The following is a 26,650-nucleotide window of genomic DNA, read 5'->3' as shown; positions in this document are numbered from 1 at the left end:
CGCTCATTCGCGATCGAGTTTAGCCAAGGCGTCTACACAATGCGCATGTGCCATCTTTAGATCATTAAATACGGTATTCGGCGAAACACCGAGGTGCTCTGCAATCTTTGGATAGGACCATTTTTCTATACGGCTTAAAATCCAGACATTTTGCGTGCGTTTCGGCAACTTAGCGATCGCGTCACTGATGAGATTTAGCCTTTGGCGATGGATAAGATCCATTTCCTGTGATGGTGTCATTGAAGGGATATTGGCAATGTCCGCAGCAGCAATATCGTCTCGTTCAACACGACCTCGCAGGTCTTTTCGGCGTTTTTGATTTAACGCAAGATTCCTTGCAGTCTGAAATAGGAATGCTTCAATATGCTCAATAGTCCCTCCTTCGGCAGCCTTGCTTACGCGCATGAACGCCTCTTGCGTAACGTCTTCAGCAGTTTGCGGGTCCTTGACGATCCGCATCACGCTCCAAAGCAAAGATTTGCGCTTCGTCAGAAATATTTCGGTAAATGACGGGTTCATCATAAAGCAATTATCGAGGAAGTTTCGACGGAAAACACAGAAATCGCCAGAATTAGACGGCCGGAAATGTTCTTGGCCCCCGTGTCAATGATCATTTTCGTCTTCTTCGCTCGCTAGATAGCTCTCAGCTTACCCGGTGATTTAAATCATTGCCAAGCAATAGTAAGACAATTGCCATCTTGCAACAAAAATGAATTAGAACTCTTTTAAACAATGACGGCGCAGAGTATGCGCGAGTGACTTTGCACAGCACACACATTGGCTTTGCCTTCATAGGGGCTCAAGATCATAAACGTCAATCCGTGCGATCTGGATCACACAGAATCGGAAGCCCCTTGTTTTGATGGAAATATATAATGGTCTTTGCCATCAAATCCGCTCCATAAACGGATTAAATCTTGCATTCGTCTTTTGACTGTATTTAAGGCATTATCAGAAAGGCTGATATATTTATAAAGGAACATAAGTGACTTGTGTTCTGCTTGGAATACAAAATAAGGCAGTGTAGCGAAATCAGGCAAGTTGCATGTCTGAGCAGGCCCTGCGTATCCGTCAATAAAACCACGCCACAAACCTCTCTTTCCTACCTCATCGGTCTTTTGTCCGCTTAACCACCATGCAACATTTCCGATATCGAGCAACGGGGTGTCGATGGTGCTATACTCGAAGTCGAAAAGGGTCGCACCTGCTGGATGGAAATAGGCATTTCCCGGCCAGGCGTCTCCGTGGCATATGACCCTAGCCTCCAATGACTTCTGCCTTGTTTTAGCTTCCCAACTGCTTAGCACCACCTCAAGAGTTGCAATGCAATCATTGAGCACAGAAGGCCGATGATGATCGGCCAGATGCTTGATCGGTGCATACGTGGTTCGGTCAGTCGGGAGGGGTAAAGAATGCAATCTTCTCAGACATATCCCAAATTCGTGCAAATGCACCCCCGAACCATTAAACGCCTGTCCCGGTGCAACTGTGGTCGCTATCGCATGATATACGGATCCCTCATGATCGAAATCGTCGCGACCAAGATTTTTTAAGGGTTTTACAGCGAGAGGAGCCGCTGCATGAAGTGAAATGTATTCCAATAATGATATCTCGTCTGCAATATCATCTGCCGAATGTAAGCTGGCAGGCGATAATCTTAGGAAAAACTCCCCGATCGAAGAGGAGCCGCGAAAAGTTTTGTTGACGCCATTTACGTGCAGTTCAAGATGAATGTCGTTCATAACCAATTTTTGCCGTAACCATGATGTAACGTCCGAAATAGATATGTCGGTCATAATATTTCCCTGCAAATCGTTCCCGGAAGCACTCAGGGTAGAGACTGATAAATACAGCACAGGCGCTTCCTGCATAGAAAGCTCCACTCAATCTATCGGAAAATAGATGCATGACTAAAACAAATATTGTCGCCGCAACCTCTACTGAGGTTCAACCAATCGCTAAATTTCTATGCCAACTTCAAATGTTCTACCAGCCGTCAATTGCACTTAGAGGTGGTTCGGTTTGTCTGAACAGTTTCTTGCGTCTTGTTAAGTGGATTTCCCGAACCACCTCTGATGCCTGCGCATGCGTGAGTGAATTTAAAACGCAAACACGTTGGCGTGGCGTTCGTGGGGCTTAAGACCATGAACGTCACCCTGCGCGATCTGGAACACACAGAACCGCATTAGATAAGGGTAGCAAGATATCAATGACCAGCCGTGCGCGCTGTGGGCTCTATCGAGCTATTTGCCAATTTTAGTAACGACCTCGAAGGCAGCTTCACGGCGAGAGGATGTCAATGAATTCGATAGGATTCTTGTAATCAGATTCCAGACGATCAAGCTCACAATCAAATCAATATTGGTTCAACTAGAGACGAATGAGTACCCAATCCCCTTGAAGCGGCTTGGCAATCCACTCTCCAGTAACTCACACAAAAGATTGCGCCCTGGTTTTCTCCCACCATTTCTCATGAATATGTCGTGATGTATATCCCAAACCAGTGCATCAAGCCCTGTGAGAGGTTTGATGCGCTGGATGTCATGACCATAGTTTGGTCTGTAATGCCTGAGACAAGATTTAATTGCATTATCAACGATATGTTGGACCGCCGATGGAAAACCGAGCTTTTTCCTTTTTGCAGCTTGAGCGGCCGGGCCGCCTAAACGGATTGCGATACGTTTCAGTATCACCTTTTGCTCTAAAGTGCTCGGATTGATGAAATCATCTGAACGCAATGTGCTACAAAAAGATTGTACATCTGCACCGAGATATGGAACACGACATTCGACTCCTACCGACATGAAGTATCGATCAGTTAGGGCAAGATGATTCCATTGAAGCTGACCGCCTAAATATAATTTCCTCATCCTCATAATGAAATCTCTCGAATTTGATGATGAGCTTACAATCTCAACAACTTCGTCTAATTGGCCGGATCCAAAGCCAAATCCCTTTAAAAATCGGATATTATTTCGAAGATTTTCAATTGATCGAGGATCAAAAGTATATTGGCTGTAACCGCAAAATAGTTCGTCAGCGCCTTCTCCGCTTAAAATAACTTTCGAACCTAACTGCGATGCTACTTTTGCAACGAATAACATTGGTATGGCGGACAACCCCGACGGGATTTCCTCTACCCATATTGCCTCTGGTAAACTGTTAAGCACGTTGGAAATGGTAAGTCGCGCGATGTTTGGTAGCGCTAAGCCAGCGGTTACAAGACGCATTGCGGCAACGGTATCTGGATGATCTGCGGCTGGCGAAGCGATTACAGCTTGAAGGGGATGATTAAGAATATCATTGCCTATGTGGGCCAAAATCGTGGAATCAAGACCGCCCGACAATGAAAGCAAAGGGTTGTCGACACCTCTAATCTGACGGCGTACACTTGTTTTCATTGCATTAAGCAACTGTTGATCTTTGTCGTCATTGCTTTGTGGGGCTGCATTATTTTCGAAGTCACATACTCGTTTCATATTCAATGTTCGGCGACAAATTCTCCAAACAGACCCCGGAGGAATGGCTGTAATGCCCTCAAAGATGGTCGCTTCGCCAATCTGAAACCCCACAACCTCAAGTTCGGAGACTGTTTGCAAGTTCATATGAGGGATCACACCGGGACAGACTAAAATGCCTTTCACTTCAGAGGCTATTCTGATCGATCGATTTCGAGGGCATCGATGCAAGTATAGCGGTTTTATACCGACAGCATCTCTCGCCAGCCAGACATGGTGTCGATCGAAAAACAATACTGTGAACATACCATCTATTTCCGGAAAATATTCGAGGCCCGTTTGCCAGAATAGTTCCGAGAGGAGAGCCGTGTCGCTATATTTAGCGGGCTCTGGCACGAATTTTAGATATCTTTGTAATTCCCTGAAGTTATATATTTCACCATTCAGTACAGAGTACTGGTTAGTACCGGATCTTTTATAAGGTTGATGCCCATGGTGATCCCCGATAACGCATAGTCTGCACACTCCGACAGCAAAATTTCCTTGCCTGATGATGGATTGCTCGTCTGGGCCACGATGCTGTATAGCAGAGAGCATTGAAGCAATTTCACCATGTTTTCGTGGGCCTACAATCGCACTAAATCCACACATCGTGCCTCAATTCGCCGGTATGGGCGGCTCGCGAGATGATGATGCACGCATCTCCTTTTCGAGTGTAGCCAACATATCGTTCGCAAACGATAATTTACAATCACTCTTTAAACCGAGAAGCTTCCTTACAATCGATGCTCTGGAGGAAACGGCGCTCATTTTCGCTGGGTTTTGCAATGACGATGATAAAGCCTCATAGATAGCGGCCGCGTTGTAAGGAGGCTCTACAATTAATGCATTGTCATTGTGGATTAGAATGTTGTCCAAGCAAATTCGTTCAATCTGCTCGCGTGTGACAAGCAAGGTTTTTGCACTTGATATGATCTCCAAAGGAACTCGTGGAGTATGTGATGCAATTGGAAAATTATTTTCTAGGAAAGCGACTACATCGCAACACGAGAGAAATTCGGGAACTCTCCAAAGGGGTAATGGCGGTAGAATTCTGGCTCTCATTCGAAGATTGGAATTATATATCGCTTGAATAACCTTGGCTACTGATTCTTTCCACCCCGCCAAAGCAATCAGGAAACGAAAGGGGGTGGCTTCGGTGGCGAATTGCTGTAGGGCTTCTATCAATTGAAAAGTACCCTTGAAGCGCCCGGTTTTTCCATAAATTCCGATTGTAGGAGCGCTACTTCCCCATTTTGATGAGTTTATTGACTTGAGACAATCAAATGCAATATTGGATAGATATGGAGGCGCATAATGGTTTTGAGCTATTTCAGCATAGGATTCGATATCCAGGCACTTATTGCTTAAAAAGGGCGCAAAATTACTTACTGATATTATATCTTTTACATATTGATCTTTTACATTCAGCGCTTTCAAAAACTTTCTATTTTCAACGCTATTGTGACTAAGTATCCCGTCGGCCTGAATCAATGCATGACTATAAGCTGTTTTAAGTAAGGGGTGGATAGCCAACGCACCGACGTCGCTTCCAGCATGACGAATATAAGTCGGTATACTGTGAAATGATGCCGCGCATAGAGCGGCCATACCGTAGGGTTCTAAGTAGGACCCAACAATTACGTCTGGAGGATTATCGTCGACTTTAGTCAATATCGCTCCAAGCAAGGATGACATCATTGGCTGCACATAGGGTATATAAGAAGGGAATTTTTCCGACCCTATGTCTATGAGATGAAATCTGTCTCCAAATGATGTAAACCGATCCGAAAGTTCGTTGCCCTTTAATGCAACTTGGAAGCCGGGTTCCACACAGGAGGCATTCGTGATTACTGTCACCGAATGCTCTTGTTGTAGACACGCCACTACGAATTCGTAGCTTTCTCGGCATACGCCACCCTGAATAGGGGGCCATTTTCCGCAAAAAAGTACTCTCATTCTGACTTCCTTATGGAGTTAAGGAAAATAGTGCGTTCTTGTCCGTCTTCGCTAAGCCTGTCCAAGTCCACAACTGCATCAGCCATACGTACATGTTCCGTATTATGCGAAATCAAGATGATGCTGAGGTTCTCTTTAATGCTTTGAAGAATTGAGAAAATCGCCGCCTCATTCTCGGCGTCAAGCGCCGTTGTCGCTTCATCAAGCACCAGCACTAAAGGCTCGCGATACAAAGCTCTTGCAATAGCCAGCCTTTGACGTTCTCCTCCTGACAGTTTGCGACCTCGTTCACCGACTGGTGCGTTGAAGTCGTTGTTCAGGCGGATCACCACACTATCCAGCTTGCATAGATGTATAATATTGTTGAGGCGCTTCTCGTCAGCTTTATCATCGAGAGCGATATTAAACGCTAGACCCTCATCCAGAATGAGTGCATCTTGTTGAACGACAGAAATAAAACTGCGCAACTGTGAAAGAGGCAGATTTTCAATGTTTGCTTTATTGATTGAAACGGTGCCGGAAGTCGGGGAGAGAAGCCTTACCAGCAATCGTACAATTGTCGATTTTCCTGATCCGGAGGCTCCTTTGAGAGCTGTAATTTGCGACGGTGCGAACGTGGCACTTAAATTTTTAAGAAGCTCTCGCTTCTCATCAAAATGAAATGACACATTTTGAAGTTCGACTAAAGGCGCTTTGTGGATGGCAACCGAAATGCCCGTCTTTTGTTCCGTATCAATTTCAAAAATATACATGAAAGGTTGCAGTGAAACCAGGGATTGCCTTATTTGCCGATAGTTGAATCCCGTTATTTCCAGAGGTCTAAACAAACTAATGAGATAGCTGTTTGTCAGAACCAATTGCCCAAGCGTGAGTTGACCTGTTTGGAAGCGTCCTAATGCTAAAAAAGTAATTGTCGCGAATCCCGTGATGAGAACCGATATGAGCGAAATACCGAGTGTCCCTCGCGCATAAAAAAACAGATTAAAGGCCGCTGCAACTTGATGAATTAAGCGATCATATCGTTCGAGGATCGCACGCTCTATCGCGTTTGTTTTAATCCCTTCTGCGTTCAACAGCATATCTGTTGAACTTGATTGTGAGTCAATTGCGAGCTTGATGGCGACCGCTTGTCTTTTGGCGACGATCTCCCCAGCCCAGAACAAGAGAGCAAAGTAGACTAAGATCGTAATAGTCAGCAATGCACCTAAATCCCACGATACAACCGCACCGAATATGATCAAAGCGCTTGTCAGCTCAAATAGAAGTGGCAGCGCGTTAGTGACGATACCGCTCAAGATCATACGAAGTGCGCCCAGTCCGTTGCCAAGAACGGCATCAAAATGACCAGTCGAACTTTCAAGATGCTGTTGTAGAGGAAGATTCAGGACGTGATCGAGATAACGCAATTGAATTGCATTGGTCCACTGCGTCTCCGCTGGATAGTAAACAAGCCAGCCCAACTCGCGCGCCACTTTACTAGCCAGTAAGCAACTTATTGAAATCAATACAAGAATAAGTCCTGTTTGGGATACACTATTTTTCGATAGAACATCAACTGCTCTTGAAAAGAAATATGGCGTAGCCGCGAGAGAAAAAGACTCCACACCGGCAATAACGATTGATAACGCAAATAAAAATCGTACGCGACCGACCGTATCCAGCTTTAACGACTGATAACTAAAAATAAATAATCTTTTCCAGTCCCGCAACGCATTGCTGTCATCATTGGCTGGGGGCTGAGAGGTTCGCATGCGGTCTCCTGTTTTTCGAGAAGATACTCATTCAACGGAATTCAGAGAGACATCAATCGTTCTTGCAGGATTTGCAGTGACTGCAGCTTGCACCGCCGCCACCTTGTGAACCGCAACCTGCACAGGACGTACTGGCAAAAAGACCATTCCCTGTACGGCGGTAAGGCCATATTGACGGGGGCGGACATTCTTTAAATGCGAGTTCGTAAATTTGAAGGAATGATGTGTAACCTGTTGATGAGGCTTCCCGGTCTTCATCATCTACGTCAGGTACATGGTGGATGAACTTCCCGATCTGGCCCCCAAATGCTTGGTATTCCTGTGTGAACATGAGGAATGTATGCCATGCATCATCCACTGGGCCTGCCATGCCGATTGGCTCATCGCTTGCCGCGCAAATTGATAGAAACTTCTTCAGTTCTATAAAATGCTCGGCAGCAACAACTCGGTCCAAGTGGAAATCTTTTGCATAACGCTCAATAACAGGCGATAGATCATATGCCTCAATTATGGAAAATTTTTTCTCGGCAATCACTGCCACATCGATCGGAGATTGGTGGTGCTTGAGATTAGGTCCTGTATGTACTTCTAATTTACTCATGGTGCTCTCCATATACTAGAAATGGGGCAAATGGATACGGTTGGGTAACTGCGTGATCTTGAAGCTATGCCTAGCATGCCGATGGCCGCACATGATTTGAGACTTTATATTAATAGCAAGCGCTTATCGACCCCGAGTAATTGCCCATATTTTTGATAGTTTTAATAGTCAGAGTTTGGAAGTCCAAGTAGACAAAGTCATTTTTGTCTTGGTGACTAGGGTCAAATTAAAGAGAAGACGCCTGCTTGCGGAGTAGCTGCCTATGGCTGGCTTTTCCGGTCGAGTTCTGCGAAGTTACCGATTCAAATCTCCGTACGAGTTTACTGTCTGGTTCTATTCTTTCTGGCTTAAGGCGATGTTGGTCGGCTCTATGCCATAACCAAAAGCGACAGCAAAAAGACTGCGGTTTTGCGGTGCGATGCGCTTTTGGCCTAAGGTTTCCCGCAGGTTGCCATTTACGAAGATTTGACATCGGACATAAAGATCACACACGGTATTGTGGTACTTCCTTGAGCGATAAGGTGTTTTCCAGACGCATGCTGTTGATGATCAACGACAGAAAGCACGCGTTTCTTACAGAATGTGATTGGGTTGGGTCAAAAATCACGGGGAGGATTAACGCCCCTTGAATAACATGTTAAGGCGGTCTGCAGCTTAATTTTATCTGAGGAGTGCAATGGAAAGCTTTACAAACACGCTTACGATGTCAGGCATCTTACTGATTTGCATCATGACACAAACTGCGCTCGCAAATCAGCCAGATGTAAGAGCCGCGCTGGAAAGAACCTACGTCAATGCAGTGGCATGCAAAAAGGAGTTCGGAAGTTCCTGGGATCCGATTACTGAGGATGCCAGGGTTAATCTCACAGCCTATCTCGACGAAATCGAACTCGCGAAGTTCGAACAAGATGTCGTTCTCACTGAGCTGAACACGGATGCTCAATCCATTCCTGTGACAGAGGAATTGCGGCAACATTGCCACCGCGTCATGTCTTCAGGCGGCTGAGCTAGAACTTTAAGCGCGGAGTACGCACCGATACGGTTGTCGCATCAAACGTTCGGGGTGATACCGATATTGAGGTTTCGCTCAGGGTTGGGGTGCATTTTGACAAATCCATCTCTGACAACCCTCGGGTAACACCGCCGGAAGACTTGAATTTTGCGAGTTATTCATGATCGAATTCCGGCGGTCTGCGGTATCAGCTGTTGTCATTGCGCAGATCTCATTAAACGGCGGTCCAGAGGGGCTGGATGTTTGAGATGAAACGTCAAGAAAACGCCCCGCTAACAAATTCCTCCCAGCGAATGCAGTTTATCGGTGACCTTCATAGTTATGGCGCTTCACAAGGCTATACGCCGCAGAAGAAATTGGTATGACCGTAAGCTGCTGTCCATGCCGGAAGAAGCCCAATTGCTGAGTGTGAGGGCTGGCTGTCGTGGATTGGCCTCGGTTTATCGCTACCATCCTTTCAGCACCTTTCTGGGAAGAGCGCCTTGAGGCCTTCAGGCGAAGGCGCCGCAATGCCACGCTCCGTGATGAGGCCAGTAATGAGGCGGGCGGGTGTAACATCAAAGGCAGGATTGGCGGCGGGGCTTCCTTCTGGTGAGATGCGGACACTTGCAATCGAGCCATCCGCAGCCCGACCTTGGACGAAACTCACTTCATCTGCGGCCCTCTCCTCAATTGGAATTTCTTTAATGCCGTCATGTACCGACCAATCGATAGTCGGCGATGGAAGTGCGACATAGAAAGGCACGCCGTTGTCACGTGCTGCGAGTGCCTTAAGATAGGTCCCTATCTTGTTGCAGACGTCGCCGTTTGCCGTGGTACGGTCTGTGCCGACGATGACCATGTCGATATCGCCATGCTGCATAAGGTGCCCACCTGCATTATCAACGATCAATGTGTGGGGAACTCCATGTCCGTTCATTTCCCAAGCGGTCAGAAAAGCCCCCTGGTTGCGTGGTCGTGTCTCATCAACATAGACATCGACCGGCATTCCCTCCTCAACCGCCATGTAGATTGGCGCGGTCGCGGTGCCATAATCGACAGTTGCAAGCCAACCAGCGTTGCAGTGGGTGAGGATTTTTACAGCTTCACCAGGCTTTTTCTTTGAAGCGATCTGTCGGATGATATCGAGGCCGTTTGCGCCGATAGCGCGGTTAAGCTCGATATCCTCTTTTGCGATGTCTGCAGCGCGCTTATAAGCAGCATCAACACGTTCCGCCTCTGGAATGGTTCGCAGATATTCTCGCATTTCATTGAGTGCCCAGCGCAGATTGATTGCGGTCGGACGGGTCTCATTGAGTTCTTCCCAAATGGCGTCAAGATGCGTATCCGACGGATCGTCGGCTATAGCGATCGCAACGCCGTACGCAGCCGTAACCCCGATAAGCGGCGCCCCTCGTACCCACATTTCCCGGATTGCAACCGCAACGTCGGCAACGGTCCTGAGCGTAACCACGCGGAACTCATGTGGCAGCCACCGCTGATCAATGATGTCGACGGATCGGCCATCCCTATTTAGCCAGATTGTCTGGTAGTGACGTTCCCCAACTTTCACGCGAGAACCTCCTTTTCAAGTCGTTCCACCGTCTCGCGGATATCCCGCAGGCTATGGATGCGCTGCCGGTTGACGGCGAGATGACGCCCAAACTTCAGAGCCTTGCTTTCGCACGAGGCACGACGGTCGGGGTCGGCGATTGTTTCAAAATCCGCATTGTGGGCGAGGCCAAGGATACGACGGTGGGTTTCAACGCCGGCAAAGCCCAACATTTCATGCCAAATTTCATCGATTACGATATTGAGCGCCTGCTCGGCGGCAAGCGGATCATGGCGATCTTCAAAGAGACTGGATTTGCTGGCGCATATAATCATATCCGTCCGCAAAGTTCCCTGTGCCTTCATTCGTGATTTCTTTAAGCTTTCTAAGCTGCTCAGGATTGAGTTGGAATTCGCCAGACATATAAAAACTACTCCGTGCTCAAAATTCAATAAATCGAGAATGCGTAATATTATTACTTGACCCGCCATTGTTCGACCAATGAGCGAACGCTGTCTTTGACATTTTTCCAATCAGTCAAAGCGTCTGCAGGTATAAGTAGCAAAGCCTCAAGATGCAGATCCGTTAGATACAAATAGGTTTTGCAACTTGGGTTATCCGCCCCGCTGCGGACCGAAGTGCAATCCAGTGAGATTTTGTAATCTCGTTTCGACAGGTCAGCATAAGCTTCTGAAAGGCGTGGATTTTCAGGAATGACATGAAGGAGATCATACTGCCGCTCAAGACGAACAACTTCATCAGAAGGTAAACCGTTCGAAAACCAAACTGATGGGGTTTCAGATTCGCCAGCGGCCTCGTCTATATACTTCAGGCTGATTACCTTAACGATATAGTCCTGTGGTCCGGGGGGAGCTTGCCCTTCTTCTTTGGGACGAAAATTTGCGTCGTACCACATATCTTTTTTTGGGAATCGCAAATCTGGCATCCAGAATGCAAATTCAAGGCTGCTCTCTTTAGGATGGCAATTTACTTCCTCTGGCGTCTGACGACCGGTGAAATAACCGTACGGGATGTTAAAGGTATATGGACCAAGATAGCGTTTCACAGGATAGGTCTTATCCATGCTCTGGATTTTCGACCAAGCTGTATTGATATCCGGTGCTGGCTTGCAAGGATAATGCTCATCCGCAACAGCATCATATGTACCGATCACGCTCAAACCAAACAGCATAGCCAATATTCTGAAGCCCATCAATTATATCCCCACTACTTAGGTCAGCGTCTGGTAAAGATCCTCTATTATTGATCAAGTCATGCTTACCAATACGTGATTAATACTTGATGGCACTGCAAATATTAATACCTAATATTTAGCCAGCATATTAATTATATATCGGGGAAATATGCTTGAGGCATACAATGTCAGATTGGCATCAACTCGTAAATTATGCGGACAAAGAGGGGTCGTAACAAGATTAGTTCAAAATCGTACGTTTAGGTCGAACGAATAAGGAACACGCTATTCTGCTGACTTCAAACGTTGCCGCCAGAGGGCTTTATGCGGAAGGGAAGCGCGTTCTGCCTGATCGCGTGCCGGTCGGTCATCTCGGTTCGTCGGAGAAAAAGCTCATCTTTGATTGCGGAAAGCCGGATCGGCGGCTTTACGAAATTGCAACTCTGGCCCATTTGCGCGATCGGCTACGCTCGGGGGATGTCTGGGTTGATGGTAGACGATCGTTCCGGCCGATTGACGAACATCTCATGCCTAAGCCTGCTTTTGTCGCCATGAAAGATGAAGGCAAACTCGGTCTTGGAGTTCAGGGCGATGGTGCTGCATGGCTTGCGGAAGTCAGGCAGATGATGGACTTTAATCTCAAGCGCCTGGTTTATCGCGCTCGCAATGGAAAGCTCGATGGCGTCAGGCTGGATGCCGGAACACTGATCGTGACGCCACGTGCGAGCGATATTCCCGCTGCAGCCGATGAACTGAACGTCGAAATCAGCGAAATGTATCCGCTGATCGAAGTGCCCGACCTTCTCAGGGAAATACATGACTGGACCGGATTTGCCGACCAGTTCACGCATGTCCGGACGGGAGATGCTCCGCAAAACATCTCCGCTATGCTCGCCGGCGTTCTGGCGGACGGCATAAATCTGGGACCAAAACGCATGGCAGGAGCGTCGAAGGGGATCAGTGCCCACCAGATCGGATGGATGCGCACCTTTCACGCCCGATCCGAAACCTACAGGGCCGCGCAGGCCTGTGTAACAGACGCTCATGCGCCCCATCCGCATTCGCTGCTTTGGGGAGATGGAACGACTGCCTCGTCCGATGGACAGTTCTTCCGTGCCAGCGACCGGGCTGCAAAACGTGGTGACATCAATCTGCATTACGGCAGTGAGCCGGGCTCGAAATTCTACAGCCATCTCTCAGATCAGTACGGATACTTCGGCATATTGCCAATCAGCCCAACTGAGAGCGAGGCCGTCTATGTCCTCGATGGTCTGTTCGATCACGACACGATTCTGGAGATCGAGGAGCACTTTACCGATACCGGTGGCGCGAGCGATCATGTCTTTGCGCTCTTCGCCCTGATCGGCAAGCGTTTTGCGCCGCGACTTCGAAACATCAAGGACCGGAAATTGCACACATTCGAGAAAGCCGACGCCTATCCGGCGCTGGACAGCCATATCGGCGCACAGATCAATACCGCGCTCATTCTCGAACATTGGGATGACCTTCTACGTCTGGCCGCATCGATCACAACAGGCACAGTTGCGCCATCAACAATCCTGAAAAGGTTCTCTGCTTCCTCGAAATCCAGCGAACTCGCAAAAGCTTTGCGTGAACTTGGCCGTATTGAGCGCACACTGTTCATGATCGAGTGGTATTCCAGCTCGGCGCTGCGCCGACGTTGTCAGGCTGGTCTCAACAAGGGCGAAGCCGCCCACAAGCTGAAACGCGCCGCCTTCTTCCACGAGCGGGGTGAAATCCGTGATCGCTCCTACGACAGCCAGGCATTCCGGGCCTCCGGCCTCAATCTGGTCGTCAGTGCTATTGTTTACTGGAATACCGTCTATCTTAGTCGCGCCACTGCACATTTGCGGCAACAAGGCCGGAATATTCCAGACGAGTTATTGAAACATGTCTCGCCACTCAGTTGGGAACACATAAACCTCACCGGGATCTATTCTTGGGATGCAGAACAGCAAATGACAGACGGCTTCAGGCCGTTGCGGCGCACCGGCCGAATGCTACGTGCCGCGTGAAGTGCATTGTTCGTTTGACCTAAACGTACGATTTTGAACTAATCTTGTTCCGCCCCCAACTTGAGCGAAAGAGCATTGCGGCGTCAGGCACGCCGTAGGAAGCGAACTTAGCGCCGGGATTGAACGTCTGCTTGGAAGCGTTGCACAACAACACTGTTCGATGCAGCAGCCGGATCGGCAATGAAGTTCAATTCAACATTCTGGCGAGGCAGCGCATCGTCTATCGCTTGGTTGGGAAATCCCACGCTGGTTTCACAGCAGCGCGAGATCGCGGCTAACACTCATTTTCTTTTGCATCTTCGGAGAAATTTCCGTCTCGCCATCGCACCAGAGATTTTCCATTCTTGGCTAGCGTCTCAATAAACTGGCCCGACCGCATCCCGGACCAAGAGATTGCCAGCTCAACCCTCCCTTGAGGCACCTTTGTCCACGCCATCCTTGCTCCAGCGTTCCAGAATACGACGCGCCATAGAGGTCGTGATCACCAAGTGCGAGGCAAATCGGCCCTTCAACGCGGCCACGAGCGGTTCAAATTTGTTGTCTTCTTGCACGACGAGCATGCGCTTTTTAATTGCACGTATGGAGTCGAGGTCGGCAGAAATGCAGCGTCGGTTATGATTGCAATCCAGCCGATTACCATCCTGATCAATCAGCTGGCCGGCGATGACTCCTGCCGCGCCTTTCTTTCCCATAGCCTGCATGTCGTCAGCAGAAAGCGCGCCACATTTGACGAGATGACTGTCGTCTTCGATCCCACCGACGGAAAATAGCGCCAGATTACAATCCGATATTGCCGCGAGTTGCTCCTTGATAACCGGTTCACTTCGCAATTCATCGGCTAAGCGCTCTGATGAAAGTACAAGCGGCGCATAAAAATTCAGACCTTCCGCATTGAGCCGACGCGCAATTTCTGTGGTGCATTGGTCAGGGCGGTAAGAATAAGGTGCGCCGAGATTGCCGCAAAGCTGAACAACTGTAACACCACTAAGATCCGCGAAAGGCATGACATCGGCAATGTGGTAGACCGTTCGGCCCCATGCCACCCCTACCCTGTCGCCCTTATTGAGGAGTTCTAGGAAAACGGCCGCAGCCACGACAGGCATTTCAGCCGTTGGATCCATAGCTTGACGATCTTCTGGCACGAGCCAAGCGGTGGTCAGGCCTGTCGCATCTTCCAGTTCTCGCGCCAGGACGTCGTCGGAAAACAACTCCGACGAGGTCGAAATCGTGACAATTCCCATATCGCGTGCCTTACGAAGATACATCGCAATCGACGCACGGGATATTTCAAGGCGCTGGGCCACTTCGTCTTGCCGCAGCCCATGTGTGTAATAAAGCCAGGCGGCCTTGTGGATGATCTGATCATTCGGTCGGACAGGCATTGAGGCTCTTTCGTTAAGTGTTTTGACAATAGTCAATGATACTGACAAAAGTCAACGCCCTCTCAAATGCAAATGTGGAGGCTTTAGAAGCCAAACTCTCAGAGAGAATTGAGCCAACAGGCTTTGCCGGGACGGCTTGGTAAATAGCAAAACCAGCATTACAGGAAAGCAAAAAAATAGCTGCAGCTTGTTCTTCCGCGGTCTATCATCTCAATATGATCAAGAGAGTTTCATTATTGGTTGCCCCACTATTCGCGGGTTGGCTGATCGGTTCGGTATTGCCTTTGTCGTTGTGGCCCTATTCAGATTGCCATCGGCTGGGCGGAAGCGTTCGAAGCGTCAATGGTCCAGGCAAGGTTGTAGAGTGTGTGATCCCTTTAAAGGTCGATGGTCGTTAAAATGAAGCAATCGCACCAGCAATTAACAGCAGTCGCACATTCAGTCTGGTCAAAGGCGAAGAAGCTGCGTCCGTCCTTTAACAAGCTTGTTGTCATTTTCCCGTTAATATTTTGCGTCATTCTCAACGCTCTCATACGGCCCTGGCTGGCAGCCCTCATTGGCGGCTCAGTTGTTCGCTCAGGAAGCGGAGGGCGCAACACTAATCGCTGGTATATGTTTGATCAAACCACCACGAGTGACCACCCTGCGCTCACATGGTTTCTTTCTTCTTCCGACGGCGCTGTCGGAATGGTCACATTAGCGATAATTATCGCTTTATTGCTCACTGGGTGGGTATTCAGAAAGCACCACTCATGGACGTGCTAAATTGTTGCTCGATGAGATCAATGGATGCGCTTTTGACTAACACTCAGTCATGCCAGATGATATTGGCGCGTGTAGCGCCGTTTGACGAGCCTTTCGAGTAGGAAGCGTGCCTCATGCTCAAATTTGAAGGTGTATTGGCGGCTTTGACCGCCACCCCCCAATCGACCCCAAATGCAAACGATGCACCACTCGTCAAAAAGCGTCTTTGTGAGCGTGATTGAGTAATAACGCTTCATGTTTCTTTCTGGAACGATTTTTCGAAAGCAGAAATTCATTGAATTTGACATAATCGGAGGATCTACCAATCCTCCAATCAGGTCTAACGAGTTTTATGAATCGATTGTTTGCGACGGATTCATTTTTGTTATGTTACCCACCTTTGCGGACTTAATACTGTGAGTTAGCTGTAGCGAATGAGCAAAAGCTTTGCCGCTCGTCCCGCTTTAATATCTATTGTTGGCTTGGCCTTCAGCTTAAGTTGATCCGAACGGGCTTTCCGACCGAGCCACTTCTTCGCTTTGTCACGAGCGGCGAGCACCAAAGTCGCCTGTTCGCCGCGGATTCAGGCGCAAAAATGCTTACAGCCCGTACAGCATTTCGGCTAAACGGGCTGCAGAATATCGATAAAGTAAATGCGCTTGAAGAAGTTTTATTGCGGAAGGTTCGCTGCGGCCTGCTTAAGTGCGTTTGCCATTGTTTCACAAAGTTTAGCTTCGTCAATGCCTTGTGCTTTTGCGGCTGTGGCGATGTCTTGTTCCATACCCATGACCGCGACCTTGCCCTGCTTTCCGACTTCTTCAGCCGCATCACCTTTTGAAACGTCCGCAGGGGCCGGTACAAGAGCTAGCAACTTGGTTTGAATCTCGGACGCACTGCCGTCGATATGACCTTTTTCCTCACAGTACTTGAGGACACCAGCTTGGTTTCGCGCAGCGTTATACGCCATTTCCATCTGTTCAGGAGTCGGCTGCTGAGCCATTGATGCCGTTAAAGTGACACCAGTAAAAATCGCAGTTAAGATCAGACGCTTCATGTGGTTTTCTCTTTCAAAAGAATATAAACGCAGCTTTTTGCTAATACTTTTTGGGACGCTCAGCAACTAAGCGTTTCTACTTGTGAAACAAATTTCATAAACAGCTGAAATCTGGGGACAAAATTGCTAACATTCTGCAAAATACGCAATACAAAAGCTTTTCAATCCTCACGGCAAGGTGAAGACATGCATCTATGCAAACCGTACCCCCAAAAGGCAATTTTTCGACTAAATGAATAGCTGCTTTCAGCAACTTTCACAGCGGCCGGTGCGCGCAGAGTGCGTTCATGTCCCTTAGATAATTCTTCAAAGGTTGCATGGTGGCGTCAAGCGGAGCAGCTTCGTTGCCTGGGCTTCTATACCCGATGAATTGAAAGAAGGCCGCGATCGTACTATCAACTCCGTGATCGGTAATCGGCTCTTCTGTAACTTGGTACTTTTTTAACAGCTGCGCGATCGCTAAAGCTTCAATTTTTTCAGCTTCCAGCTCCAGTCGCTTCACCTTTTTCCTGAGTGCCACCACAAAGCTGTCGGCTGGGAATTCAGGGAGCAATTTTAAACGCGTTCTAATAGTGCGCAGAGGAATAATTGCAGTTTCTCTAAAGCGCATTATCTCCGCATCGATGCTCATTATGTCTCCAGCTCTGAGACGGGTTCCTGTTGACACAGCATAGAGCACCGCCAGTAGCAAAACCACATCGACATCATGCTCATCCTGCAACGAAAGCAATGTTTCCGCTGCTCCGGGCAGGGTGTAGAACGTGATCATGAATGACCAAAGCCCCGATGTGACTTCACTGTGCTTCATCATATCCCCCGTGATATCCGGTGATGCTAGGTAGATGAGTTTCGGATGGCCCGTCGCGGCCGGTTGACCTTCATTGATCGGTCTGAGCCTTTAATCCTTGCCACCGTTTTACGACCCCAGTCTCAATGTCAAACAAGTCTAGCGCGCGGCCGACAGAGTGATTAACCATTTCATCGATTGAAGCGGGATGTGAATAAAATGCAGGCACCGGTGGCATAACGATTGCACCCATCTCGGTTACCGCAGTCATTGATTTTAGATGGCCGAGATGAAGTGGCGTTTCCCTGAGCATAAGTACAAGTCGCCGTCGTTCTTTAAGGATCACATCGGCGGCTCTGCTCATCAAAGTCGACGTCACTCCGCTTGCAATCTCGGAAAGCGTTTTGACCGAACATGGTGCGATCAGCATGCCCATCGTTTTAAATGATCCCGAAGCTATTGATGCACCCACATCCGATGCCGAATGCACGATGTCAGCCATACTAGTAAGATCAGATTTTTGAATTCCCATCTCCTGATGAAGCGTAAGTAGCGCCGCGCGTGAGACCACTAGATGCGTCTCGACACCGGATGCGCGTGCAAGCCGGAGTGCGTTTACTCCGTAAAGGGCGCCGGAGGCGCCCGATATACCAATGATTATGCGAGCCGGGGCCATGATTTTAAGCTCCCTTGAACCAGTCGCTAGCCTTTACCTTATCCCCAAGACGCAGCCGCTTACGTTCAAACTCGGCCTCACGCCCCCAGGGCTTGGTCGCATCAACAAGCAGGCGTCCCCAATGATCCTTTTGCTCATCCCGATAGAAGGAAGGTGTTTCGGGTATGATCAGCATATCCTTGTCTGGACGGCATCGCGTCAGGATCGCCCATTGAACGTCATCCATATCGTAAATGTCGATATCCCTATCCACGACTGTGATCTGCTTGGACCAAATCGGCTCAGCGCCAATTGCAGCAAGCATGACTTGACGCGCATGCCCCTCGAACTGTGGTTCAATCTGAATAATTGCGTGATTGACGAAGGGTTGGCAAGTGACATTCACTATTCCTGGCAACGCCGCACTCAGTCTCTGGAAGATGTTTGCTGAAACGGAGAGTTCAAGCGTCAAGACCTCTTCGGGTGAGCCGCATAAGATAGAATGAAACATGGCGTCCTTGCGCACAGTCACCGCCAGAACTTCAAAAACGGCATTTGGCCCCACCGGAACATAATATCCCATGAACTCACCAAACGGTCCTTCTGGCCGACGCTCATTTGGCAAAAAGCGCCCTTCAATGACCACTTCCGTTTCGGCCGGGACCTCCAAGTCAATATGTTTGCATTTTCGCATTGGAATAGGCTTTCCACGCAGTCGCGCAGCAACTTCCAGCTCGTCAACGTCGTAGGGCAAGGGCGCTGCCGCAGTCAGGAATGCCGCAGATGGCGTCCCGATCAACATTGCCGCCTCCAATGGCTTTCCAAGCTTTTCGGCCTTCTCATGATAGATCGTGAGGTGGTGTCTAGGTGCCAGCCTGCAGCGAAGCTCATTATCACTAATATACATGGACCGGTGATAGGAAAGGTTGCCCACTCCCGTTTCAGGGTCGCGCGCAATAAACATCGCGGATGTGAAGTAAGGCGCACCATCGCGATCCGAATAGGTGATCAGTGGTAAATCCGATAATTTTACATCTTCATATTCGGGTAGTTCTTCGTCTGCTGCAAGCCGCAATGGATGCGCCATCTCCGACGCACCCAACGATGCGAGTCTGCTCCATTGTCTGCAAAAATCGCCCGCATCAATACCTATAACTTCGGCGATTCTCTCACGTGTGCTGTAAATATTACTGACGACTGGAAACCGCGTGCCTTTCACGTTTGTGAACATTACGGGCTTTTCCCATTTCTTTTGCGCAAGCTGTGTGACGGCAGCGAGCTCGTGGGCCGGATCGATCTCGCGATCGACGACGAGCAATTCACCGCGCTCTTTGAGTAGGCTAATAAAATCTCTCATTTACAGTTCCCTTGTGTATTTTAGCGGACACTACTAAAACTGGACATCAGGCCTAATCGATGGGTTCGAGCTTCATGAGCAGAACGCAGTCGATAGCGATCACCAGGATAGATAAAACGACTACGAGTGACTGGAATGCCATCGCGCCATGTTGAACGATCCAGAAGCAGGCAGGGCTGATTGCAATCGATTTGCAATAATTGCCGAACATCATCATCTGCTCTGATCGCGCGTATTGTATTTTCAACTGAGGTTATCTCTGTGGCGCGTTGTAGCCACATGTCCGGACCGCGAACGCTAAAGTCCTGTTCTGCGTATGTGGGAGCTTCCGCGCTGTTGACGTAGCGCTCTTCGAGCTGAATAGGCGTTCCGTCCTCAAGATGCAGAATACGGCTATAAAAAATTGGTTCCTTTGCAGCCAAATGCAGCAAATTTCTCGCCGGGTCATCTTCTGCAAGCGTCGTATGGACCAGAATTTGGCAGGTGTGCGCCCCACCTGAACCAATGATCTCCTCGCCAATATCGACGAGATTGAAGACTGCGCATTGGGTCCGTGGTCCGAGCACAAAAGTACCCCGACGTGGAACACGCATGATTGCACCTGCGACCTGGAGTTCTCGCAGCGCGCGACGCACTGTCGGTCGCGAAGCGTCAAATTCGGCAGCGAGTTCACATTCAGAAGGCACCTGAAAATTGACGGGCCATATCTGTTTTTCGATGCGCCGATCGATCTCGTTTTTAATTTTTTCGTAAAGATGCGGGTCTGAATTCACGGAGATACGCTCACCAAATCGCCATAACTACTATCAGACTTCTCCTATTATGATATCATAATCAAGACATAAATTTCGTTCGACGGTCCATTTCACCCGCATCTCGCCTGCTCGGCCTCACGCTTTTCCGGATTCTCCTGCCTTTTTCCACGCTCGAATTCGCGTAAATTCGCGTTTTCAACGAGTAACTTTTTCTATTGACATTAATACTGATATCATTTCCCATATATAACAATATCGTAAAAAGCAGAATTTGGTCAGATGGCGTGTCAATCAGTGATTATACTGGCGTGTGTGACCGTAAATCAGGAGGAATTATGTCGACTGAGGACCTTCCGAAGCTTCAAATGTATATCAATGGTGAATGGGTTGCCCCGGCATCTGGAGAATATATTGAAACAGTCAATCCCTTTACCGCAAAGCCCTGGGCACTGGTTCCCCGCGGCAACGCGGAAGATGCTGATCGCGCAATTCTGGCGGCACACAAAGCGTTTACTGAGGGCCCTTGGCGGTCTATGCATCCCAGTTTACGAGGTCGGATCATTCAGCGCTTTGCCGAACTGATCGAAGAACATGCAGACGAGCTCGCCGAAATCGAAGTACGGGATAATGGCCGACTACTGGCCGAAATGCGCCATCAAATCCGCTACATACCGCGATGGTACCACTATTATGCCGGGCTGGCGGATAAGATTGAAGGGGCGGTCCATCCCTGTGACAAAAATGCGCTAAGTTTCTCGCGCCATGAGCCGCTCGGCGTCTGTGTTGGGATCGTGCCCTGGAACGCCCCTCTATTCTTGTTTTCACTCAAGGCCGCCCCGGCGCTCGCTGCGGGTTGCACGCTCGTGATGAAACCTGCCGAACATACCTCAGCAACGGCGCTCAAATTGATGGAACTGGTCTGCAAGGCTGGCTTTCCAAATGGTGTGATCAATGTGGTCACAGGTTATGGACCAGAGGTTGGAGAGCCTCTCGTAACCCATCCGCTTACCCGCCATGTTGGGTTTACGGGTTCGACGCGGACCGGCGCCCATCTTTATTCGCTTGCGGCCCGAGACATAAAGCGCGTGAGTTTAGAGCTTGGGGGTAAATCGCCTAATATCATCTTTGAGGACGCAAATCTCGATAATGCCGTGCGAGGCGTCGTGGGGGGTATATTCGGTGCGGTCGGACAGACCTGCATTGCAGGTTCTCGTTTGCTATTGCAGCGAAAAATTCACGATCAGTTCCTGGAAAAATTGGCCGAATTTACCCGTACGGCACGGATCGGTGATCCAACGCACCCGGATACGAGGATCGGACCTATTGCAAACGCCATGCAATACGAGAAGGTACTAGGTTATATCGATGTGGCGCGTGGAGAAGGAGCCGAACTGCTGCTAGGAGGCAAAAGGCCAGATCTAGCCGAGTGCCGGGATGGCTTTTTTATTGAACCCACAATCTTTGCGGGTGTTAACAACGATATGCGGATAGCGCGTGAAGAGGTTTTTGGTCCGGTGCTTGCTGCTATTCCGTTCGATGACCCTGACGAGGCCATCGCCATTGCGAATGATAGTGAATTCGGACTGGCAGCGGGGGTTTGGACCGCCGATATGCGGCGGGCAATCCTGATGTCAGAACGTCTTGAGGCCGGCAGTGTATGGGTTAACACCTATCGTGATGTATCCTACACCACACCGTTCGGCGGTTATAAAAAGAGCGGTATAGGCCGGGAAAATGGGCTGGAAGGAATCCGAGAGTTCCTACAAACGAAAGCGGTCTGGCTGTCGACCGCAGAGGAAATAGCCAACCCGTTCGTTATCGGTTAACCGCGGATGTAAACAAAACGGGTGAGCCGTAAAGGCCGTACGGCTCACTAATAATCAAGGCCAATAAATGGGAACCTTAAAATGAATATTGAAAGCAGATTAACTCAACGGATGGCAGCGGCGATTGTCGCCACTGGACTCCTTGTAATGACAGGCCCGGTCCACGCGCAGACTGCCTCAGAAATCCTGCCTCAGAAGTATAAGGATGCGGGCGTTCTCAAGCTTGTCACTGACGCTAAATATCCTCCATTTCAGTCTGTGAATGATGCGGGTGAAATCGTCGGCTTCGAAGTCGATTTGTGGAATGCAATTGCCGATCGCCTCAAGGTTAAGATGGATGTTACCTCGGTCGCATTCGACTCTCTCATCCCCGGTGTGCAGTCTGGACGTTGGGATATCGCGATGGAAGGCATCACTGACAATGCCGAGCGACAGAAGGTCGTAAGTTTCGTCGATTATGGGTATACGACATCTTCGGCATATGTTCTTGAGCAAAATGGCGCAGGCGTTAGCGATCATCTTGGTCTTTGTGGCCTGAAAGGATCGGCGCAAAGCGGCACGGAATGGGTCGGCATGATCACCAAAGAACTTGGCGATGCGTGTGTTGAGGCTGGCAAAGAAAAGCCAACTGTTTCCGAGTTTGGAACTTCAGAAGGAACCCTGCTGTCGCTTTACTCCGGTCGCAGCGACTTTGTACTGACATCTGCGGCCCTTGCGGGGGAAATCTCCAAAGCAGCACCGCACCCCGTCAAGGTCATTGCTATGCCTATTTTACCAAGAATGCCAAGTGGCATTGCGTTCCGGAAGGACGAAGGTGATCTCGGTGAAGCCTTGCTTCGTGCGTTGAATGAGGTGCGGGCCAATGGAGATTACGAGAAGATCTACGCCAAGTGGACTGTTTCTCCTATGGCAATGGATCACGAACCCGGTATCAATCTCGCCACGATACCTGGCGCAAAATGATGACGGCAGCCGGTGTGTTAGGCACCGGCTGCTCCCCACTGCTTTTGTGAGAGACTGCGCCAATGTCCGACAACCGAATCCCTTCCCAGCTCCCCTTCCCTCAACGGGAAATGCTTACCTATGTCAAAGCAAGTGCCTGGAAGACACGTCTCGCTGCAACTTTGCTTATGATACTGGTTGTTTATTGTACAACCATGATTGCAGCCAATCCGAATTTTGGATGGGAGGTGGTCTGGGAATATCTGTTTGACCAACGCATCCTTTGGGGGCTTTCCCTAACTTTATGGCTAACAGCCGTCACTATGATAATTGGTGTGGTGTTGGGCACAGTGTTTGCCATTATGACGCTGTCGGGAAATCCGGTTATTTCAACAATCGCAAAAGCTTATATTTGGTTCTTTCGCGGCACCCCCGTACTCGTTCAGCTCATTTTCTGGTATAATCTGGGCGCGTTGTTCCCGCAGCTATCGATTGGCGTCCCGTTCACATCCTTTTGGATTTCTGTTCCCACTAATACGCTGATATCACCGATTACGGCGGCAGTTCTTGGGCTGGGGCTGAACGAAGGTGCCTATATGTCAGAAATAATCCGAAGCGGGCTGATGGCGGTCGACCCGGGGCAGCGCCAAGCAGCGAAATCCCTTGGTATGACAAACGGCAAATCGATGTGGCGCATTGTACTGCCACAGGCAATGCCTGTTATCATTCCACCCACCGGCAATCAGACGATCGGCATGCTCAAGACATCATCACTGGTCAGTGTGATCTCGCTTGCCGACCTTCTCTATTCCGCGCAGACCATTTATTCCCGAAACTTCCAAACCATTCCACTGCTGATCGTCGCCTGTATCTGGTACCTTGCGGCAACAACTATCCTGAGTTCGGTCCAGACGCGCATTGAACGCCATTTTGGTCGTTCGGGTAAGCTCACGACCACCAAACCATCCAGACGCTTGTTTCGCCAGAAGGTCCGATGAAAATGTTCGATCCGATGATTGTTTTTGACCGTGTCTCGAAAAAATACGGAAGCCTGACTGTATTGGAAGAAATCAGCCTCGAGGTGGGAGCAGGTGAAGTAATCAGTCTGATTGGCCCTTCGGGCTCTGGGAAATCAACACTTCTACGCTGTGTGAACCATCTTGAAACAATCGAGAAGGGAAGCATTACCGTTGGAGGTGAGCTGATCGGTTACCGACGTATCGGGAATTTTGCACACGAACTGCCAGAAAAGTTGATTGCTCGGCAACGCGCCCGGATCGGTATGGTATTCCAGAACTTTAACCTATTCGGCCACAAGACTGCCCTTGAAAACATCATGGAAGCGCCGGTGCATGTCCTCGGCGTCGCACGTAAAGATGCAGAAGCGCAGGCGAAGGTCCTGCTTGAGCGGGTCGGACTTGCGGATAAAATGCATAACTATCCTCGCATGCTATCGGGCGGCCAGCAGCAGCGCGTAGCGATTGCGCGGGCACTTGCCATGAAACCAAAAGTGCTGTTGTTTGACGAGCCGACCAGTGCACTCGATCCGGAACTTGTTGGAGAGGTTCTCGACGTCATTCGTTCACTCGCGCAGGAGGGGCTGACAATGATGGTAGTCACTCATGAAATGTCATTTGCCCGCGAAGTCTGTAACCGGATTGCCTTCATGCAGGCGGGCCGCATTGTTGAATGCGGGTCGCCGAGCGAGATTCTGAGCAATGCTGCTTTTGCAAGAACCCGCTCCTTCCTTTCAAAGGTTCATTGAATGTTGAATGGACACAATCTGAAGAGCACAAGAGACTGGGATTTGATCGTCGTTGGCGGCGGCATCGTCGGTTGTTCTACTGCTCTTTATGCATCGCGCCTCGGGTTGCGCGTTTTGATTATCGAGCATGACGTACCAGGCTCCCGCCAATCGGGACGCAATCTTGGTTTTGTAAGACAACAGGGGCGCGATTTCCGAGAATTGCCTCTGGCTATGGGCGCACGCCAATTGTGGCAGGGCTTAGAGAAGGATATCGGACGCTGTGTTGGCTGGTTCTGTGGCGGTAATGTCGCGCTCGCAGTCAATGACACGGATATTGAACACCAGCAGAATTGGCAGAACCGTGCACGAGAATACGGGCTAGACACATTGTTGCTGAGCCCGAAGCAGATTCATCAGAAAATTCCGCTACTGAGGGAAGGCACCGAGATCCGTGGCGCAATGTTTACGGCGACTGACGGCAGGGCCGAACCCGGCCGGGCAACCAGAGCTATTTTTGAAGCTGCTCTTGAAATAGGCGTTGCTGCGATCTTTGGCAGCAAGGTGACAAAGCTCGAAATTGCGGCCGGAAGAATAGGTGGGGTCTGGGTTGATAGGCACCTTTATCGGTCACAATGCGTTGTCTGCTGTGCCGGAACTGGGAGCGGAAAACTGTTGCGTGCGGTCGGATTTGACCTACCTCAGGAACGTATCCGTGCCACAGTTTGCCGAACTGTTGCTGCGCCCCAGCTATCGATGGATCCTTGCGTTTCTCTACCACTCACCGGAATTAGACAAGACGTGCGGGGGGCTTTTGTGTTTTCCGTCGCAGGCGGGGAGTACGATCTGCGCCTCGATTCATGGCGTTATCTTCGTCATTATCGACAAACAATGCGCAGCAATCCGGACGCAGCGAAGATTAACTACCTTCATCTGCTCGATAAAATGAGGCGAATAAAATCCCCACCGACGATCGCCGATATAGTGCCGGGTTCTGAGAACGCCGCGCCTGACAGGCAACGTGTTGAGCAGGCACAAAGCGAGTTGCGTGCATTCATGCCAGAAGTGGCCTCGCTCGAAATTGAAGCGGTATGGGGCGGGATCATCGATACCTTGCCAGATGTCATTCCCGTGCTCGGCCCCCTACCCGGCCTCGAAGGACTTCTTGTTGCAACTGGATTCAGCGGGCATGGTTTCGGCCTAGGTCCGATGGTCGGTAAAGTGCTCGCAGAACTCGCGACTGGCAGGGCTGTAAGCGCTGACATCAGAGCTTTGTCACCCGCCAGATTTCAGCGGCAAGCCGCGAGATGATCTCGAAAATCTATGGCTATAAAGATAACAAAAGAGGAAGAGTGACATTGGTAGAGCGAATTTTCACGGGAGCAGCTTCGGAAAAGATTGCGGGTTATGCTAAGGCCGTAATTGATGGCACTACGGTCTATATTTCGGGCACCACCGGACGAAACAAATCCACAGGTCAATTCCCAACAAACGCCGGGGAACAAGCGCGCAATGCCTTGGCGGATATCGATGAGGTTCTGCGCAATTTAGGTGCCAGCTTGCAAAACGCTGTCGCAAGCCGTGTTTATGTGAGCGACCGGACCTCAGCGGCCGAGGTGACGCCAGTTCTGGGGGAATTATTCGCCAATATTTGCCCGACTAGCACATTTCTGATCTGCGAGATCCCCGTGGACGGCGCCAAGGTGGAAATTGAGATAACTGCATCACTTGCCGCTACATAACGCCTTATAATCATCAGCATATGCGGATTGGGCGACTACTTCGCATATCCACCATCAAAACTTACAAATCGCCAAAGTTG

General features: G+C 49.5%; 22 protein-coding genes and 2 pseudogenes. 8 read left to right on the top strand and 16 right to left on the bottom strand.

Annotated elements, in window-relative coordinates; translation table 11 throughout:
- Positions 1-3: 3 nt before the first annotated feature.
- The 6 genes from QSJ70_RS14135 to QSJ70_RS14110 form a co-directional block, all read right to left on the bottom strand.
- The gene (locus QSJ70_RS14135) at positions 4-522 is read right to left on the bottom strand and encodes an RNA polymerase sigma factor (RefSeq protein WP_352231006.1); all 519 of its coding nucleotides are present in this window, start codon (positions 520-522) and stop codon (positions 4-6) included.
- A gap of 311 nt (positions 523-833) precedes the next feature.
- Positions 834-1,871, bottom strand: a complete 1,038-nt coding sequence (locus QSJ70_RS14130; RefSeq protein ID WP_285537251.1) for a phosphotransferase enzyme family protein — start codon at positions 1,869-1,871, stop codon at positions 834-836.
- Between the two features lie 495 nt (positions 1,872-2,366).
- Positions 2,367-4,109 carry an asparagine synthetase B family protein gene (locus QSJ70_RS14125; protein ID WP_285537249.1) on the bottom strand — a complete coding sequence of 581 codons (1,743 nt, stop codon included), beginning with the start codon at positions 4,107-4,109 and terminating at the stop codon, positions 2,367-2,369.
- A gap of 6 nt (positions 4,110-4,115) precedes the next feature.
- The gene (locus QSJ70_RS14120; protein WP_285537247.1) at positions 4,116-5,357 is read right to left on the bottom strand and encodes a glycosyltransferase; all 1,242 of its coding nucleotides are present in this window, start codon (positions 5,355-5,357) and stop codon (positions 4,116-4,118) included.
- Between the two features lie 95 nt (positions 5,358-5,452).
- Positions 5,453-7,207: an ABC transporter ATP-binding protein gene (locus tag QSJ70_RS14115; RefSeq protein WP_285537245.1), complete on the bottom strand. Its 1,755-nt coding sequence runs from the start codon at positions 7,205-7,207 to the stop codon at positions 5,453-5,455.
- 52 nt (positions 7,208-7,259) lie between these two features.
- Entirely contained in the window at positions 7,260-7,808 is a 549-nt protein-coding gene (locus QSJ70_RS14110) for a glycine-rich domain-containing protein (RefSeq protein WP_285537243.1), read from the bottom strand.
- Positions 7,809-8,484: 676 nt separating this feature from the next.
- Between QSJ70_RS14110 and QSJ70_RS14105 the strand changes: the two genes are divergently transcribed.
- On the top strand, positions 8,485-8,814 hold the full coding sequence (locus QSJ70_RS14105; protein ID WP_285537241.1) for a hypothetical protein: 330 nt from the start codon (positions 8,485-8,487) through the stop codon (positions 8,812-8,814).
- A gap of 463 nt (positions 8,815-9,277) precedes the next feature.
- On the opposite strand, the gene mtnA is transcribed toward QSJ70_RS14105, so the two are convergent.
- The 3 genes and pseudogenes from mtnA to QSJ70_RS14090 all read right to left on the bottom strand — a co-directional run bounded on the left by mtnA (position 9,278) and on the right by QSJ70_RS14090 (position 11,567).
- On the bottom strand, positions 9,278-10,372 hold the full coding sequence (gene mtnA, locus QSJ70_RS14100; protein ID WP_285537239.1) for an S-methyl-5-thioribose-1-phosphate isomerase: 1,095 nt from the start codon (positions 10,370-10,372) through the stop codon (positions 9,278-9,280).
- A pseudogene (locus QSJ70_RS14095) lies at positions 10,369-10,659 on the bottom strand (S-methyl-5-thioribose kinase); the annotation flags it as partial. The gene mtnA and the pseudogene QSJ70_RS14095, both read right to left, overlap by 4 nt.
- A 167-nt stretch (positions 10,660-10,826) precedes the next feature.
- Positions 10,827-11,567, bottom strand: a complete 741-nt coding sequence (locus QSJ70_RS14090; RefSeq protein WP_285537237.1) for a hypothetical protein — start codon at positions 11,565-11,567, stop codon at positions 10,827-10,829.
- A gap of 269 nt (positions 11,568-11,836) precedes the next feature.
- On the opposite strand from QSJ70_RS14090, the pseudogene QSJ70_RS14085 reads away from it, so the two are divergent.
- Positions 11,837-13,582: pseudogene (locus tag QSJ70_RS14085) on the top strand (Tn3 family transposase); the annotation flags it as partial.
- A gap of 401 nt (positions 13,583-13,983) precedes the next feature.
- Here QSJ70_RS14085 and QSJ70_RS14080 read toward each other — a convergent pair.
- The 7 genes from QSJ70_RS14080 to hutC all read right to left on the bottom strand — a co-directional run bounded on the left by QSJ70_RS14080 (position 13,984) and on the right by hutC (position 20,334).
- Positions 13,984-14,964, bottom strand: a complete 981-nt coding sequence (locus QSJ70_RS14080) for a sugar-binding transcriptional regulator (protein WP_285537235.1) — start codon at positions 14,962-14,964, stop codon at positions 13,984-13,986.
- 812 nt (positions 14,965-15,776) lie between these two features.
- Positions 15,777-16,004, bottom strand: a complete 228-nt coding sequence (locus tag QSJ70_RS14075; RefSeq protein WP_256443886.1) for a WGR domain-containing protein — start codon at positions 16,002-16,004, stop codon at positions 15,777-15,779.
- Between the two features lie 374 nt (positions 16,005-16,378).
- Entirely contained in the window at positions 16,379-16,762 is a 384-nt protein-coding gene (locus QSJ70_RS14070; RefSeq protein WP_285537233.1) for a pore-forming ESAT-6 family protein, read from the bottom strand.
- Positions 16,763-17,018: 256 nt separating this feature from the next.
- Entirely contained in the window at positions 17,019-17,573 is a 555-nt protein-coding gene (locus QSJ70_RS14065) for a TIGR02444 family protein (protein ID WP_285537231.1), read from the bottom strand.
- 67 nt (positions 17,574-17,640) lie between these two features.
- Complete coding sequence (locus QSJ70_RS14060; protein WP_215780463.1) at positions 17,641-18,225, bottom strand: UbiX family flavin prenyltransferase; 585 nt, start codon at positions 18,223-18,225, stop codon at positions 17,641-17,643.
- Positions 18,226-18,229: 4 nt separating this feature from the next.
- Positions 18,230-19,561 carry a UbiD family decarboxylase gene (locus QSJ70_RS14055; protein WP_215780461.1) on the bottom strand — a complete coding sequence of 444 codons (1,332 nt, stop codon included), beginning with the start codon at positions 19,559-19,561 and terminating at the stop codon, positions 18,230-18,232.
- A gap of 20 nt (positions 19,562-19,581) precedes the next feature.
- A complete protein-coding gene (gene hutC / locus QSJ70_RS14050; protein WP_215780458.1) occupies positions 19,582-20,334 on the bottom strand; it encodes a histidine utilization transcriptional repressor HutC in 753 nt (250 codons plus the stop codon).
- A 317-nt stretch (positions 20,335-20,651) separates the two neighbouring features.
- Here hutC and QSJ70_RS14045 point away from each other — a divergent pair, with 317 nt between their 5' ends.
- The 6 genes from QSJ70_RS14045 to QSJ70_RS14020 all read left to right on the top strand — a co-directional run bounded on the left by QSJ70_RS14045 (position 20,652) and on the right by QSJ70_RS14020 (position 26,570).
- Positions 20,652-22,142, top strand: a complete 1,491-nt coding sequence (locus tag QSJ70_RS14045) for an aldehyde dehydrogenase (RefSeq protein ID WP_215780457.1) — start codon at positions 20,652-20,654, stop codon at positions 22,140-22,142.
- 81 nt (positions 22,143-22,223) lie between these two features.
- On the top strand, positions 22,224-23,105 hold the full coding sequence (locus QSJ70_RS14040) for an ABC transporter substrate-binding protein (RefSeq protein WP_285537227.1): 882 nt from the start codon (positions 22,224-22,226) through the stop codon (positions 23,103-23,105).
- A gap of 110 nt (positions 23,106-23,215) precedes the next feature.
- Positions 23,216-24,082, top strand: coding sequence for an amino acid ABC transporter permease (locus QSJ70_RS14035; RefSeq protein ID WP_285537288.1), 867 nt, complete (start codon positions 23,216-23,218; stop codon positions 24,080-24,082).
- A gap of 2 nt (positions 24,083-24,084) precedes the next feature.
- Positions 24,085-24,849, top strand: a complete 765-nt coding sequence (locus QSJ70_RS14030; RefSeq protein WP_276572351.1) for an amino acid ABC transporter ATP-binding protein — start codon at positions 24,085-24,087, stop codon at positions 24,847-24,849.
- Positions 24,850-26,139, top strand: a complete 1,290-nt coding sequence (locus tag QSJ70_RS14025; RefSeq protein WP_285537225.1) for an NAD(P)/FAD-dependent oxidoreductase — start codon at positions 24,850-24,852, stop codon at positions 26,137-26,139. It begins immediately after the preceding gene.
- Positions 26,136-26,570, top strand: a complete 435-nt coding sequence (locus tag QSJ70_RS14020) for a Rid family hydrolase (protein ID WP_252349219.1) — start codon at positions 26,136-26,138, stop codon at positions 26,568-26,570. The genes QSJ70_RS14025 and QSJ70_RS14020 overlap by 4 nt, the downstream gene beginning before the upstream one ends.
- Positions 26,571-26,650: the final 80 nt, after the last annotated feature.

The organism is Brucella sp. NBRC 12950 (assembly GCF_030268145.1).
Lineage (GTDB): Bacteria > Pseudomonadota > Alphaproteobacteria > Rhizobiales > Rhizobiaceae > Brucella.
Note: the sequence above shows the minus strand (reverse complement) of the source record. Positions and strands in the feature narration are given on the sequence as shown.

What these genes read in the sequence shown, in the direction of transcription:
- QSJ70_RS14135 (WP_352231006.1), bottom strand. Translation starts at nt 522, where the DNA reads ATGATGAACCCGTCATTTACCGAAATATTTCTGACGAAGCGCAAATCT.
- QSJ70_RS14130 (WP_285537251.1), bottom strand. Translation starts at nt 1,871, where the DNA reads ATGCAGGAAGCGCCTGTGCTGTATTTATCAGTCTCTACCCTGAGTGCT.
- QSJ70_RS14125 (WP_285537249.1), bottom strand. Translation starts at nt 4,109, where the DNA reads ATGTGTGGATTTAGTGCGATTGTAGGCCCACGAAAACATGGTGAAATT.
- QSJ70_RS14115 (WP_285537245.1), bottom strand. Translation starts at nt 7,207, where the DNA reads ATGCGAACCTCTCAGCCCCCAGCCAATGATGACAGCAATGCGTTGCGG.
- QSJ70_RS14110 (WP_285537243.1), bottom strand. Translation starts at nt 7,808, where the DNA reads ATGAGTAAATTAGAAGTACATACAGGACCTAATCTCAAGCACCACCAA.
- QSJ70_RS14105 (WP_285537241.1), top strand. Translation starts at nt 8,485, where the DNA reads ATGGAAAGCTTTACAAACACGCTTACGATGTCAGGCATCTTACTGATT.
- QSJ70_RS14080 (WP_285537235.1), bottom strand. Translation starts at nt 14,964, where the DNA reads ATGCCTGTCCGACCGAATGATCAGATCATCCACAAGGCCGCCTGGCTT.
- QSJ70_RS14075 (WP_256443886.1), bottom strand. Translation starts at nt 16,004, where the DNA reads ATGAATTTCTGCTTTCGAAAAATCGTTCCAGAAAGAAACATGAAGCGT.
- QSJ70_RS14070 (WP_285537233.1), bottom strand. Translation starts at nt 16,762, where the DNA reads ATGAAGCGTCTGATCTTAACTGCGATTTTTACTGGTGTCACTTTAACG.
- QSJ70_RS14065 (WP_285537231.1), bottom strand. Translation starts at nt 17,573, where the DNA reads ATGATGAAGCACAGTGAAGTCACATCGGGGCTTTGGTCATTCATGATC.
- QSJ70_RS14060 (WP_215780463.1), bottom strand. Translation starts at nt 18,225, where the DNA reads ATGGCCCCGGCTCGCATAATCATTGGTATATCGGGCGCCTCCGGCGCC.
- QSJ70_RS14055 (WP_215780461.1), bottom strand. Translation starts at nt 19,561, where the DNA reads ATGAGAGATTTTATTAGCCTACTCAAAGAGCGCGGTGAATTGCTCGTC.
- QSJ70_RS14045 (WP_215780457.1), top strand. Translation starts at nt 20,652, where the DNA reads ATGTCGACTGAGGACCTTCCGAAGCTTCAAATGTATATCAATGGTGAA.
- QSJ70_RS14040 (WP_285537227.1), top strand. Translation starts at nt 22,224, where the DNA reads ATGAATATTGAAAGCAGATTAACTCAACGGATGGCAGCGGCGATTGTC.
- QSJ70_RS14035 (WP_285537288.1), top strand. Translation starts at nt 23,216, where the DNA reads ATGCTTACCTATGTCAAAGCAAGTGCCTGGAAGACACGTCTCGCTGCA.
- QSJ70_RS14030 (WP_276572351.1), top strand. Translation starts at nt 24,085, where the DNA reads ATGTTCGATCCGATGATTGTTTTTGACCGTGTCTCGAAAAAATACGGA.
- QSJ70_RS14025 (WP_285537225.1), top strand. Translation starts at nt 24,850, where the DNA reads ATGTTGAATGGACACAATCTGAAGAGCACAAGAGACTGGGATTTGATC.
- QSJ70_RS14020 (WP_252349219.1), top strand. Translation starts at nt 26,136, where the DNA reads ATGATCTCGAAAATCTATGGCTATAAAGATAACAAAAGAGGAAGAGTG.